The 13,455-nt window shown below is 65.9% G+C and carries 12 protein-coding genes; 4 read left to right on the forward strand and 8 right to left on the reverse strand.

The window, feature by feature from the left end:
- Positions 1–80 precede the first annotated feature (80 nt).
- Positions 81–1,004 carry a GlxA family transcriptional regulator gene (locus tag BLQ85_RS12890; protein ID WP_074577771.1) on the reverse strand — a complete coding sequence of 308 codons (924 nt, stop codon included), beginning with the start codon at positions 1,002–1,004 and terminating at the stop codon, positions 81–83.
- A gap of 82 nt (positions 1,005–1,086) precedes the next feature.
- Between BLQ85_RS12890 and BLQ85_RS12895 the strand changes: the two genes are divergently transcribed.
- Positions 1,087–1,764: a DJ-1/PfpI family protein gene (locus BLQ85_RS12895; RefSeq protein WP_074577605.1), complete on the forward strand. Its 678-nt coding sequence runs from the start codon at positions 1,087–1,089 to the stop codon at positions 1,762–1,764.
- Positions 1,765–1,791: 27 nt separating this feature from the next.
- The gene (locus tag BLQ85_RS12900; RefSeq protein WP_074577608.1) at positions 1,792–2,772 is read left to right on the forward strand and encodes a tripartite tricarboxylate transporter substrate-binding protein; all 981 of its coding nucleotides are present in this window, start codon (positions 1,792–1,794) and stop codon (positions 2,770–2,772) included.
- A gap of 49 nt (positions 2,773–2,821) precedes the next feature.
- Here the strand turns inward: BLQ85_RS12900 and BLQ85_RS12905 are convergent, their stop codons facing one another.
- From BLQ85_RS12905 to BLQ85_RS12915, 3 genes are all read right to left on the reverse strand, one after another.
- Entirely contained in the window at positions 2,822–4,018 is a 1,197-nt protein-coding gene (locus BLQ85_RS12905; RefSeq protein WP_074577610.1) for an FAD-dependent monooxygenase, read from the reverse strand.
- Entirely contained in the window at positions 4,018–6,906 is a 2,889-nt protein-coding gene (locus tag BLQ85_RS12910) for an aconitate hydratase (protein WP_175456111.1), read from the reverse strand. Before BLQ85_RS12910 ends, BLQ85_RS12905 begins: the two co-directional genes overlap by 1 nt.
- A 115-nt stretch (positions 6,907–7,021) precedes the next feature.
- Positions 7,022–7,435, reverse strand: coding sequence for a hypothetical protein (locus BLQ85_RS12915; RefSeq protein WP_074577614.1), 414 nt, complete (start codon positions 7,433–7,435; stop codon positions 7,022–7,024).
- 152 nt (positions 7,436–7,587) lie between these two features.
- Between BLQ85_RS12915 and BLQ85_RS12920 the strand changes: the two genes are divergently transcribed.
- Complete coding sequence (locus BLQ85_RS12920) at positions 7,588–8,421, forward strand: helix-turn-helix domain-containing protein (protein WP_074577616.1); 834 nt, start codon at positions 7,588–7,590, stop codon at positions 8,419–8,421.
- A gap of 6 nt (positions 8,422–8,427) precedes the next feature.
- Here BLQ85_RS12920 and BLQ85_RS12925 read toward each other — a convergent pair whose 3' ends face one another.
- The 4 genes from BLQ85_RS12925 to BLQ85_RS12940 all read right to left on the reverse strand — a co-directional run bounded on the left by BLQ85_RS12925 (position 8,428) and on the right by BLQ85_RS12940 (position 12,689).
- The gene (locus BLQ85_RS12925; RefSeq protein WP_074577619.1) at positions 8,428–8,790 is read right to left on the reverse strand and encodes a DUF1428 domain-containing protein; all 363 of its coding nucleotides are present in this window, start codon (positions 8,788–8,790) and stop codon (positions 8,428–8,430) included.
- Between the two features lie 124 nt (positions 8,791–8,914).
- On the reverse strand, positions 8,915–10,021 hold the full coding sequence (locus BLQ85_RS12930; RefSeq protein ID WP_074577621.1) for an ABC transporter ATP-binding protein: 1,107 nt from the start codon (positions 10,019–10,021) through the stop codon (positions 8,915–8,917).
- 4 nt (positions 10,022–10,025) lie between these two features.
- On the reverse strand, positions 10,026–11,627 hold the full coding sequence (locus BLQ85_RS12935) for an ABC transporter permease (protein WP_139200964.1): 1,602 nt from the start codon (positions 11,625–11,627) through the stop codon (positions 10,026–10,028).
- A gap of 33 nt (positions 11,628–11,660) precedes the next feature.
- Positions 11,661–12,689 carry an iron ABC transporter substrate-binding protein gene (locus BLQ85_RS12940; protein ID WP_074577623.1) on the reverse strand — a complete coding sequence of 343 codons (1,029 nt, stop codon included), beginning with the start codon at positions 12,687–12,689 and terminating at the stop codon, positions 11,661–11,663.
- A gap of 257 nt (positions 12,690–12,946) precedes the next feature.
- On the opposite strand from BLQ85_RS12940, the gene BLQ85_RS12945 reads away from it, so the two are divergent.
- Positions 12,947–13,450 (forward strand): pyridoxamine 5'-phosphate oxidase family protein, encoded by a 504-nt coding sequence (locus BLQ85_RS12945; RefSeq protein WP_074577625.1) that lies wholly within the window; start codon positions 12,947–12,949, stop codon positions 13,448–13,450.
- The last annotated feature ends 5 nt before the right edge of the window (positions 13,451–13,455 follow it).

Here is a 13,455-nt window from a genome sequence, read left to right on the forward strand (position 1 = left end):
GCCGCATCCTTGGGCGCGGCCAATAAACCGGAGCATCTCGACAGGGACCTCCGGTTTTTTCATCGGCGGGGCTTTGGTGATCAGCAAGCGCCGCCGGCGCGATGACGCGCTGCGGCCGCCGTCCCGGAAATACCCCGGGTCGGTCTGGTATGCCTCTGGACTTCCTTCCCCGACAGGCGCCCCGAGCTGGCGAGGATTTCCGCCTGTTCACGCCGCAGGCTGTTGAGTGCGGCGATGGGGCCCATGCCGAAGTTTTCCGCAAACTTGCGCTGAAAAGTGCGCCGGGACATATTGCACACATCCGCCATCGCGTCGACGGACCAGTCGTGGTCAAGCCGGGCCTGCAACAGCTCGATCAGCGGGCGAAAGGGCGCAGCGGCCCTATCCTGAATCCTCAAAGCCTGGCTGTACTGGCGCTGATCGCCGTCCCTGCGTAAATAGACAAGCAGCCGCCGCGCGACACGCTGCGAGATGTCGGCGCCATGGTCGCGCTCGATCAGGGCCAGCGCGAGGTCGATGCCGGCCGTAACACCCGCCGTGGTCCAGTACTTGCCGCTTTCGCAGTAGATCTTGTCGTCGTTGACCTTCAGGTCGGGGAAGTCCCGCTGCAACCTCCCGGCGGATCGCCAGTGGGTGGTGACCTCCCGGCCGCTCAACAGCCCGGCGGCGGCAAGCAGGAAGGCTCCCGTGCAAACGCTGCAGGTTCTGTGTGTGGCCTGGTCTCTTTCACGCAGCCAGTTGACCAGTTGAAGATCGGCACATGCCGCATGGACACCGCCGCCGCCCGGCACTACCAGCGCGTCGATCGGCCATGCCGCGGCAGCCTCCAGACCGTGGTCCACATGGATTTTCAGCGCGCCATCGGCGCTCGTGACGGCGTCCTTCTGCGCCACGGTGGCCAGGCGATACACCGGAACGCCCACCTCCTCATTGGCCGTGGCAAATGCCTGCCACGGTCCGGCCAGGTCAATCGGCTGGAAGCCGTCGAACAAAAGAAAGGCCACCCATTTTGGCGCACATTCGCCCGCTTTTGGCACTGTCCCCGCGGCACCTGGTCTTACCTTCAGCGTCTTAAGGAGCGTGTTCATGAAAGTTAATATTATTCTCTTCAATGCACTGACACAACTCGATTTGACAGGGCCTTTTGAAGTCCTGGCACGTGTGCCGGCGGTGCAGGTCGAGCTCGTGGGGAAATCACTGGAGCCGGTCCGCTCGGACCGCGGCCTCACGCTGGTGCCCACCACGACCATCGCAAACGCACCGCCCTGCGACCTGCTGGTGGTGCCGGGGGGACCTGGAACCGACGACGCCATACTGGATGCCGAGTGGGTCAGTTTCACCCGCAGGCAGGCAAAGTCGGCGAAGTACATCTTTGGCATCTGCACGGGCTCGCTGCTGCTTGGCGCCGCGGGTCTTCTCAAGGGCCGGCGAAGCACCTGCCACTGGCAGGCCATTGATTTTCTGCCGGCCTTCGGCGCCATCGTCACCCGGGAGCGTATGTGTGTGGACGGAAATATCTTCACGGCGGGCGGCGTAACCTCCGGCATCGACATGGCCTTGAAGGTCGTCGCCATGCTGAAGGGAGACGAAGCAGCCAAACAAATCCAGCTCCAGATCGAATACGACCCCAAGCCGCCCTTTCCAGGTGGTACACCTTTGACATCGGAGCCGGCCATCGTTGAAAAATGCCTGGCGGCGACGCAGGCGCGGCGAGCCCTGCGGGCCTCGGCCGTCGGCCATGCGGCCCTGCGCATGCCAGCTTGAAAAGCATCGGTAACCCTGGAGAAACCTATGAGCAAAAAAATGTTTTCACTGCTTGTGTGGGCCTTGCTGGCATGCGGCATGGGCGCGCAGGCGCAAGGTGCTTATCCTTCGAAACCGGTGACATTGATTGTTCCCTATCCCGCGGGAGGTCCTATGGACAAGCTCGCGCGGGAGCTCGCCCCGCCGATGGAAAAGCAGTTGGGGCAAGCCGTCGTCATCCAGAACCTGTCGGGCGCCGGAGGCAACCTGGGCAGTGTCGTTGCCTTGCGTGCGCCTGCGGACGGCTATACCCTGCTGTTAAACCATATCGGGATGGCGACAGCCCCCGCGCTGTACCGCCGCCTCGGATTCAGCCCGGAAACGGATTTTGAACCTTTGGGCATCATGGCTGAATCGCCACTGATGCTGGTGACGCGCCCTCAGATCGCTGCAGGCTCAGCGGTGGAACTGGTGCGGTGGATAGCCACACAACCACAGGTCAAGCTGGCCAACGGCGGCATCGGGTCGGCATCGCATCTGTGCGGCCTGCTGCTCCAGTCTTCGCTGGGCATCGGCATGACCACCGTTCCGTATCGCGGGACCGCCCCGGCATTGGCGGATTTGCTCGGAGGCCATGTAGACCTGATGTGCGATTTGACGGCCAACGTGCTTCCCCATGTATTCAGCGGGAAAACCAGGCCCGTCGGCGTGACATCAGCCAAGCCGCTCAACGTTCCCGGCGCCTCGGCGATCCCGACGCTCGAGAAATTCGGGATTCCCTCCGTCCGGGTTGGCGTCTGGTACGGCTTGTACGCGCCGAAGAACACGCCTCAGGCGGTACAAGCCAGGGTCAACAGCGCATTGCTGGCCGCAATCCAGACGGACGCCTTCAAAAAGGCGCAACTCGCTTCCGGAATCGATGTGGTTCGAGATGCGCGCAACACGCCCGCGGGCCATCGCGAATACCTGCGCAGTGAAATTGCCCGCTGGACGCCGGTGATCAAGGCGGCGGGGGCCTACGCGGACTAGGCCGGAAGGAACAGCGCGGCGATGCATCACCCGACGGTTTCTCGAACCATCAGGACTGCGCGCTTGCGGCTCCATACAACCAGGGCAAATCCAGCACCTTCTCCCCCAGCATCTTCATCGCCATGTCCCGCCCCCACCGAATCACGCCATCGGCATGGAATATCTGCCCGTTGCGCAGCGCCCTGGCCTGCACACGCGCATTGCGCTGCCAGCGGTTGAGCGCATAGCGCTGCAGCATGGTGGGCACGTCCAGGGCCGGGTCCAACGCCTGGGCCAGGGTGCGGCCCAATTCGGCGGCGTCTTCAATCGCCATGCCGGCGCCTTGCGCCAGGTAGGGGCGCATGGGATGGGCGGCATCGCCCAGCAGGGCCACGCGGCCGACCGCATGCTGGTGGGCGCCCTGCATGGGCGCGCGGTCGTGCAACACCCAGAGGCGCCAGCTTTCGATGGCGCCCAGTACTTCGCGCAGGGCGGCGCAGCAGCCGGCCGTCGCAGCCGCCAGGTCGGCGGCATTGGCGCTGTGGTCCCAGAGGTCGGCCTCGGCCGCAACCTCGCCGTGCACGATGGCCACCACGTTGAGCGACTCGCCGCCGCGCACCGGGTACTGCACCACGTGCATGCGCGGCCCGAGCCAGGCGGTGACCTGCTGGCTCCTGAGCAGCTCAGGCAGGTCGGCCTGCCGCACCAGCGCGCGGTAGGCCAGGTGGCCGGTGCGGCGCGGCAGGCCGTCACCCAATAACTCCTGGCGCACCGTGCTCCACAGGCCGTCGGCGCCTATGAGGGCGTCGCCCTCAATGCCGGGGCCGTCGTCGGCCTGCACCGTGACGGCTTGCGCGGTCTGGCTGAAGGACTGCAGCGGCCGGCTCAGGTGCAGCTTGACGTCGGCGTTTTGCTGCACGGCCTCCAGCAACAGGCGGTGCAGATCGGCGCGGTGCAAGGTGGCATAGGGCGCACCATAGCGCTGGGCGATGGTGGCACCCAGCGGCAGCTCGCCCAGCACCTGGCCCGAAATGGCGCTGCGCACCTGCAGGCGTTCAGGAAACGCGGCCACGATCTGCAAGGCGCCGGCCAGGCCCCAGCCCTGCAGCACCTTGACGACGTTAGGGCCGAGCTGGATACCGGCGCCGACTTCACTGAAGGCGTTGGCGCGTTCAAAGAGGCGCACATCCCAGCCGGCGCGCGAGGCCGCGAGCGCCGCCGCGAGTCCGCCGATGCCGCCGCCGGCTATCAGGGCTTGCCTGAACATCAAGCCAGCAACTGCCGCAACACAAAAGGCAGGATGCCGCCGTTGCGGTAGTAGTCGACCTCGATGGGCGTGTCCACGCGCAGGATCACGGTGACTTGCTCGCGCGAGCCGTCGGCGCGCGTGATGACCAGCTTGGCCTCGCTTTGCGGCTTGAGCTCGGGGTGCGGGATCACGTCTATGACTTCGGTGCCGGTGAGCTTGAGGGTTTGCCACGATTCGCCCGGCTTGAACTGCAGGGGCAGCACGCCCATGCCCACCAGGTTGCTGCGGTGTATGCGCTCAAAGCTGCGCGCCACCACGGCCTTGATGCCCAGCAGCTGCGTGCCTTTGGCGGCCCAGTCGCGCGAGGAGCCTGTGCCGTATTCCTCGCCGGCAAAAATCACCGTGGGCGTGCCCTCGGCCATGTACTTCATGGCGGCGTCGTAGATAAACATCTTCTCGCCACCGGGCTGGAACAGCGTGACGCCGCCCTCTTCACGCGAGCCGTCGGCGCCGGGCGGGATCATGAGGTTCTTGATGCGCACGTTGGCAAACGTGCCGCGCATCATCACGTCGTGGTTGCCGCGGCGCGCACCGTAGCTGTTGAAGTCGGCCTTCTGCACGCCGTTGGCCTGCAGCCACAGGCCCGCGGGTGAGCTAGCCTTGATGGAGCCGGCCGGCGAGATGTGGTCCGTCGTGATGGAGTCGGCAAACAGCGCCATGATGCGCGCGCCCTTGACATCGACGCTGCCGGCTTTGCCGGCATCCATCGTGAAGTCCTTGAAGAAAGGCGGCTCGGCGATGTAAGTGCTGGCGGGCCAGGTGTAGGACGTTCCCTTGACGCCCTTGATGTTTTCCCAGAGCTTGCCGGGTTCGGTTTTCACCTTGGCGTAATTGGCGCGGAAGGCCTTGCCGTTCATGGCGTACTTCATGAGCTTGTAGATCTCGTCGCTGCTCGGCCAGATGTCACCCAGGTACACATCCTTGCCACCCTTGCCCTTGCCGACGGGCTCGGTCATCAGGTCGCGCATCACCGTGCCGGCAATCGCGTAAGCCACCACCAGCGGCGGGCTGGCCAGGAAGTTGGCCTTGAGGTTGGGGTGTATGCGCGCCTCGAAGTTGCGGTTGCCCGAGAGCACGGCCGCACAGACCAGGTCGCTTTTGGTAATAGCTTCGTTGAGCTCGGGCGTCAGGTCGCCGGCATTGCCTATGCAGGTGGTGCAGCCATAGCCGGCCAGCGCGAAGCCGAGCTTTTCAAGGTAGGGCAGCAAACCGGTTTCCGTGAGGTATTCGGTCACGATGCGCGAGCCGGGTGCCAGCGAGGTCTTGATGTGCGGCTGCACCTTCAGGCCCGCCTCCACCGCCTTCTTGGCCAGCAGGCCGGCGGCCAGCAGCACGCTGGGGTTGGAGGTGTTGGTGCAGCTGGTGATGGCGGCGATCAGCACGTCGCCGTTGCCCACCGTCACGCCGGGCGGCGAATGCACCACCTCGGTCTGCGCCGTGGCCGGTGCGTCCGTGGTGTTGCTCGCGCGGGCGTGGGCCAGCGTGGGCCGGTTGCCTTCCATCTCGACCACGGCGCGCGCCGCGCCCGCCGGCGTGGGCGGCGCGGCCGGCAGGGTGTCCTGGCGGCCTTCGTCGGTGCGGCGCACCAGGTGGCGCGTATTCAGCATGGCTGGCGGCTGGTTAAAACCGTTCTCGGCAATCGGCTTGCTGAACAACGACTTGAACTGGCCTGCGACATTGCCCAGCTCGATGCGGTCTTGCGGGCGCTTGGGGCCGGCCAGGCTGGGCGTGACGTCGCCCAGGTCGAGCTTGACCACATGCGAGTAGTCGATCTCGCCGGTTTTTGCCACGCCGAACATGCCCTGGGCCTTGAAGTAGGCTTCAAAGGCTTCGATCTCTTCCTTGGTGCGGCCCGTGCCCTTGAAGTAGTCGATGGTTTTTTCGTCGACCGGGAAGAAACCCATGGTGGCGCCGTACTCGGGCGCCATATTGCCTATGGTGGCGCGGTCGGGCAAGGCCAGCGTGCGGGTACCCTCGCCGAAGAATTCAACAAACTTGCCGACCACCTTTTCCTTGCGCAACTGCTCCGTCACGCGCAGCACCAGGTCGGTGGCGGTGACGCCTTCACGCAGGCGGCCGGTCAGCTCAAAGCCGACCACGTCGGGCGTGAGGAAGTAGACCGGCTGGCCCAGCATGGCGGCCTCGGCCTCGATGCCGCCCACGCCCCAGGCGACCACGCCAATGCCGTTGATCATGGTGGTGTGGCTGTCGGTGCCCACCAGCGAGTCGGGGTAATAGACGCCGCCCGCCGTCTTATGCACGCCGCGCGCCAGGTATTCGAGGTTGACCTGGTGCACGATGCCAAAGCCCGGCGGCACAACGCCGAAGGTGTCGAAGGCCTGCATGCCCCATTTCATGAATTCATAGCGCTCCCGGTTGCGCTGGAACTCGAGCTTCATGTTGAGGTCCAGCGAATTTTTCTTGCCGTAGTAGTCGACCATGATGGAGTGGTCCACCACCAGATCCACCGGCACCAGCGGCTCTATGGCTTTCGGGTTCTTGCCCAGCTTGAGCGCCACGCTGCGCATGGCGGCCAGGTCGGCCAGCAGCGGCACGCCGGTGAAGTCCTGCAGCACCACGCGCGAGACCACAAAGGGGATTTCCTCGCTGCGCTCGGCCTGGGGCAGCCAGTTGGCCAGCTGGCCCACGTGCTCAGCCGTGACTTTTTTGCCGTCACAGTTGCGCAGCACCGATTCGAGCACGATGCGCATGGAAACCGGCAGGCGCGCGACTTTGGGGAATTGTTTGGCCAGTTCCGGCAGGGAGTAGAACTTGCCGGTTTTGCCGGAGGCGGTCTTGAAGCTTTTGAGCGTGGAGGGAAAAGCGTGGGGAGGCGGTTTGGCCATGGCGGACTCCTTTTTATTGACGGCAGCCCCCATTCTGGCAGGCACCGCGGCCCCGTGGGGGGCCGAGCCCGCATATCCTGCCCTCCTGCCCAGTCTTGTGCCTTCTTCTTTTTTCTTACCAGGCCGGTTGCGGCGCCGCGCGGCGCAGGCCGAAGTATTGCAGCTCGGCCAGCACCGCGACTGTCAGTGCCTGCACCACCACATAAGCCACGCCCAGCATGGAAGGCGACATGAGGCCGCTGGCCAACAGCAGCACACAAGCCAGCGCCCAGCCGATATTGCCCGCCACCAATACCCAGACGATGGGCCGCGGCAAGGGATTACGCGTTGAAACAAACGCAACGACTGCGGCGTAGACCAGCAGGAACTCGCCGGTGTAGGCGACCAGGCCCTCGGGCAGGTTCAAGAGGCGGGCCATCGCGGCCGGGAAAGCCACTTGCAATACCCCGCAGGCTATGCAGGACAGCGCATCCACGCGCAGGACGTTACGCAGGAAGTTGGGGGAGGACAGGATAGAACTCGAAGACATGGCAAAACTCCTGAAGCAGCAGCCGGTGATGGGGATCAGCGCGCCGGGCTGCCGGGTCGGTGCGCATGGAGGCCATCATTCCCGCACGGCGGCGGCCCGTCGATAACCTGACAGGTAATGGAAAACCACCCGTCTCCCCTTACGATGTGGCCATGACCGCCAGCACCCACCACCCCAACCGCCCGGCGCAGCGCAGCGCGCCCCAGCCCTTTGGCGACCACCTGCGCCACTGGCGCCAGCACCGGCGCCTGAGCCAGCTGGACCTGGCCCATGAGGCCGACATCTCGACGCGCCACCTGAGTTTTGTGGAAACCGGGCGTTCGGTGCCCAGCCGCGAGATGGTGCTGCGGCTGTCGGAGCGGCTGGACATTCCGCTGCGCGAGCGCAATGCCTTGCTGGTGGCAGCCGGTTACGCGCCCATGTACCGCGAGCGCCCGCTGGACGACCCTGCCCTGGCCTCGGCCCGGCAGGCCGTGGAGCTGCTGCTCAAAAGCCATGAGCCCTACCCGGCCCTGGCGGTGGACAGGCACTGGAACCTGGTGGCCGCCAACCGCATGGTGCCGCACCTGATGGAGGGCGCTGATGCCTCGCTGCTGGAGGGACCGGTGAATGTGCTGCGCCTGAGCCTGCACCCCAAGGGCCTGGCGCCGCGCATCGCCAACCTGCCGCAGTGGCGCACGCATATCTTTGAGCGCCTGCGCCAGCAGGTCGTGGCAACAGCAGACCCGCTGCTGACGGCCTTGCTGGAGGAACTCAAGGCCTATCCCGTGCCTGAGGAAGCGACGGAGCACCTCGAAGGCGAGCACCCGGGCGTGGTCATGCCCTTTTTGTTCAGAACCCCAGCCGGCATGCTGAGCTTTATCAGCACCACCACCATCTTCGGCACGCCGGTGGACGTGACCTTGCAGGAACTTGCGATGGAGACCTTTTTCCCGGCGGATGACTTCACACGCCAGGCGCTGCAGGCGCTGGCCGCGCAGGCTTAGCGCCGCTCAGAGTTCGACGATGGTTTTGAAGCCGCCCCAGATCATGCGTTTGCCGTCGAAGGGGAGGTTCTTCGGGTCCATCATGGCCTCCAGGCGCGGGTCGGACATGACTTTTTTGTTGACGCTGTCGCGGTGCTTGCGCGATTTGTAGGTGATCCACGAAAACACCACCACCTCGCCGGCTTTGAGCTTGACGCTTTGCGGGAAAGACGTGAGCTTGCCGGGCTGCACGTCGTCGGCAAGGCACTCGGTGTATTCGATCGCGCCGTATTCCTTCCAGATCTTGCCGGCCTTGCGGGACAGCTTGCGGTAGTCCTCCACTTTCTTGGCGGGGACGGCAACAATGAATCCATCTACATAACGGGCCATGGGAAATCTCCTGGTTAAAGGGTTTGCTGACATATTGTGTACGCCGTACACAATATAGCCAAAAACAGGAATTCCCTCTGTGGAAAAAGTAACAAAGCTTGTTGGCCCGGCGGGCGGGCAACCTTCAGGCGCTGAAAACGTGGGCCTGGCCGGCCACCGTGATGCGCACCATGGCGCCCAGGGCCGGCACATGCATGCTCGGGCTGTGCACCAGCAGCGCTTCATCCCAGGCGGCCGAGGGTGCTGGCGCCGCGGCGGCCGGGCCGGTGCCGCGCACCAGGCGCACCGACAGCACGCACACCGAGCCGCCGAAATCGGTGTCGGTGACCGCGCCGTAGCAGGCGCCGTCTTGCGGGCCATGCACCGCCGTTTCGGCGGGCACCTCGGCCACCTGCAACTGCTCGGGCCGCAGCATGATCTGCGCCGCGCCCCGGCGCCCGCTGTCGTTGACGGCGACACGTCCCAGCGCGCAATCGGCCCAGCCGCCGGCCAGTTGCGCGGGCAGCACGATGCTGTCGCCCAGGAAGCCCGCCACCGCCGCGTCGCGCGGCCGCAAATACAGGTCAAGCGGCCGGCCGGCCTGCACCAGCAGCCCTGCGCGCATCACGGCCACCTGGTCGGCAAACGAAAGCGCCTCGGCCTGGTCATGCGTGACGAGGATGGTGGTGATGCCCGCCGCGCCCAGCAGCTGCGCCACGGCCTTGCGGGTACTGGCACGCAGGCCGGTGTCGAGTGCCGAAAAGGGTTCGTCCAGCAGCATCAGCCGCGGCCGCTGCGCCAGCGCGCGTGCCAGCGCCACGCGCTGCTGCTGGCCGCCCGAGAGCTCGTGCGGGCGGCGCGCCAACATGGCGCTGTCCAGCGCGACCATGTCCATCAGCTCGGCAATGCGTTCGGCGCGCCGCGGCGTGTTGCGCGGCAGGCCGAAGCCGACGTTGCCTTCAATCGTGAGGTGCGGAAACAGCGCGCCGTCCTGCGGCACATAACCGATGCCGCGCTCGTGCGCGGGCACGGCCTCCGGCCCATTGGCCAGTTGCCGGCCACCCAGGGTGACGCGGCCCGCGTCGGGCGCTTCGAAGCCGGCAATGATGCGCAGCAGCGTGGTCTTGCCCGAGCCCGAGGGGCCGACGATGGCGGTGCGGCTGCCGGGCGCGACGCTCAGGTCCACGCCGCTCAGCGCCTGCACAGCGCCGTAGTGTTTGTGTATCGCTTGCAATTCCAGGGAAGTCGTCATCGCGTCATCGTCCTGCCGTGCGTTTGGATTGTTGGTAAAGCAGCCAGGTCATGGGCAAGGAGAGCAGCACCATGATGAGCGCATAGGGCGCGGCGGCGGCGTAGTCGATCTCGCTGCTGTAGGCCCAGAAAGAGGTCGCCAGCGTGCGCGTGCCGTTGGGCGCGAGCATCAAGGTGGCGGTGAGTTCGTTGGTGATGCCCAGGCCCACCAGCGCCGCGCCGGCCGCAGCACTCGGTGCGGCCAGCCGCAGGGTGACGGCCCACAACGCCTGCGCGGGTGTGCGGCCCAGGCTGCGCGCGGCCTGCTCGAGCTCCACCGGTGCCTGCGCGATGCCGGCGCGCAGGCTGATCAGGGCACGCGGCAGGAACATCAGCAAATAAGCCAGCAGCGCCGTGATCGCCGTCTGGTAGATCGGCAGGCGCACGGTCACGGTGACAAGCGCCAACGCCACCACCACGCCGGGCAGCGAGCCGACCATGTAGTTGCAGGCCTCCAGCACACGCTGCAGCCGGCCGGGCGAGCGAATCGACAGCCAGGCCATGGGCACGGCAGCCACGCTGGTCAGCAGGGCGCCAGCGAGCGCGAGGCCCAGGGTTTGCACAAGCGACGGACCGAGTTCATCAAGGCGCCAGACCGCCGCACCGCCCGCCAGCAGCCAACGCCCCAGCGTGAACAGAGGCACGCCCAGCGCCAACACGCTGAGCAGCGCGGGCAGCAGCAAGCCCAAGGCGGCCATGCGGCCCAGCTTGCGCTTGGACGGCATGCGCGCCGCGCCCGTACCCACACGGGCATAACGCTCCTTGCCGCGCGCGGCCGCTTCCAGCCCCAGCAGCGCGAAGCAGCAGACCACCAGCACGCCTGAAAGCATGTTGGCGGCGGGCCCGTTGTAGGTGGACTGGAACTGGTCGACGATGGCGGTGGTGAAGGTATCGAAGCGGATCATCACGTAAAGGCCGTACTCGGCCAGCAAGTGAAGCCCCACCAGCAGCGAGCCGCCGCATACCGCGAGGCGCAGCTGCGGCAGCACCACACGAAAGAACACGGCCCAGGGGCCCAGGCCCAGCGAGGCGGCGCTGTCTTCCATGCCCGGGTCCAGCCGCCGCAGGGCCGCGGCCACCGGCAAATACAGAAACGGGAAATAGGCGATCAAGGAAACCATCACACCGGCTGGCAAGCCGTGCAGGCCGGGCGCCACCGTCATCCAGGCATAGCTGTGCACAAAAGCCGGCACGGCCAGCGGCGCCACCAGCAGCCAGGCCCAGGTGCGCGCGCCGGGCAGGTCGCTGCGCTCGGTGAGCCAGGCCAGCGCCACCGCCAGCACCGCGCACAGCGGCACCGTGAGCACCACCAGCAGCGCGGTATTGAGCAGCAGCTCGCCGACGCGGGGCCGGAAGATCAGGGCCGAGGCCGTATCCCAGCCGGTCTGGACGCCCACCCAGAGCACAAAACCCAGCGGCAACAAAGCCAGCAGCGACACCACCAAGGCCGCGCCGCCCACCCAGGACAGGCGCCAGCCGCTACGGCCGACCGCTGGTGCGGGCAGCAGCACCGCAACCGCCGGCTTCAGGGCGGCATCGGCACCAACATCAAGGGGCAAGGCGCTCAAGGCAAGTGTCCGGTCAGCGGACCCAAAAACGGTTTACAACAGGCCGGCCTGGGTCATCAGGTCGGTGACTTTTTTGCTGTTGAGCCTGGAGGGCTCGACCTTGGGCGCCTGCAGCTCGGCCAGCGGCACCAGCTTGGGGTTGGACTGCGCGCCCGTGCCGACGGCGTATTCATAGGCATCGCCGGTCTTCAGGATGTCCTGGCCGCCCTTGCCGGCGATCCATTTCACAAAAGCCTGGGCTTCGGGCTGGTGCTTGCTGGAGGCCAGCACGCCGCCGCCGGAGATGCTCACAAAAGCGCCAGCATCCTGGTTGCGGAAATAGTGCAGCTGGGTGTTGTTGCTGTTCTCGCCGGTCTTGGCCTGGTCGCCGTAGTAGTAATAGTGGTAAATCACGCCGCCCTCGATCTGGCCGGCGTTGACGGCCTTGAGCACCGTGCCGTTGCCCTTGTAAGGCGTGGCATTTTCCTTCATGGCCTTGAGCCAGGCGGCGGTGGCGGCCTCGCCCTTGAGCTCGAGCAGCGCGCTCACGATGGCCTGGAAGTCGGCGCCCGAAGGCGATGCGGCCCAGCGGCCCTTCCAGGCGGGCGTGGCCAGGTCCAGCATGGACTTGGGCAACTGGGCCGGGGTGAGCTTGGCCTTGTTGTAGACAAACACGGTGCTGCGCGCGGCGATGCCTATCCAGCGGCCATGCGCAGGCCGGAAGTTGGCGGGTACTTCAGACAGCGTGGCCGCGTCCAGCGGGGCAAACAGCCCGGCGCTGTCGACCAGCGCCATGGCGGGCGAGTTCTCGGTCAGGAACACGTCGGCGGGTGATGCGGCGCCCTCCTGCACGATTTGGTTGCCCAGCTCGGTGTCGCTGCCGTTGCGCAGCGTGACCTTGATGCCGGTTTCCTTGCTGAAGGCATCGGCCCAGGCCTTGGTCAGGCTGGCGTGCTGCGCGTTGTAGACCACGATGCCTTCCGGCGTGGGCTTAACGCCCTGGGCGGTGGCGGCCAGGGGCGCGGCCAGCAGGCCGGCGGCCAGCGTGGCGGCGGCGGCAAGGGATGGGAGGGACAATTTCATGAAACACCTTTAGGGATGGAAAACGGCAAGCGCTTCGGGCGAGCCACGCCTGTAAGCCTACCGTAATACAAATGCGAATTACTTGCATCTGTATGGTAACCGCTTCTACCGCTCCGGGCATGTCTGGCGGGTAAACGCAGGCGGACTGCGAGGCTGTGGGCCCGCGCTGACAGCCGGCCGCGACCGAAGCTGATGGGCCGGCCCCGAATGCACCCCTAGCATGGGCCGGATACGCCAACTTTTTTCAGGGAATTCCCATGAGCACACCCAAATCCGACCACGACACGCTGTGGGAGCTGATCCAGGGCATACGCTTTGGCATGCTGACGCACCGCCATGCCAACGGCATGCTGCACGCCCATCCGCTGACCACCCAGAACCAGTCGCTGGACGAGGACGCGCGGCTGTATTTCTTTATCTCCCGCAAAAGCGAGCTGGCGCAGCGCCTGCAGCAGGACGGCAACGTCAACGTGTCTTATGCCGACCCCGGCGAGGACAGCTATGTGTCGCTGTCGGGCCAGGCGCTGATCGCCGAGGACCAAGATAAAAAAGAGGAGCTCTGGTCGCCGCTGGCCCGCAGCTGGTTTCCCGCCGGTGTCCACGACCCGGACTTGGCTTTGCTCGAAGTGCGCGTCCACCACGCCGAATACTGGGACGTCAAGGAAAGCAAGATGGTGCAGCTGTTCAAGATGGCTAAGGCGGCCATCACGGGCGAGCTGCCGCGCAAACTGGGCGAGCACAAAGAGCTGCACATTTCCTGACCCTG

This window comes from Polaromonas sp. JS666, assembly GCF_900103405.1.
GTDB lineage: Bacteria > Pseudomonadota > Gammaproteobacteria > Burkholderiales > Burkholderiaceae_C > Polaromonas.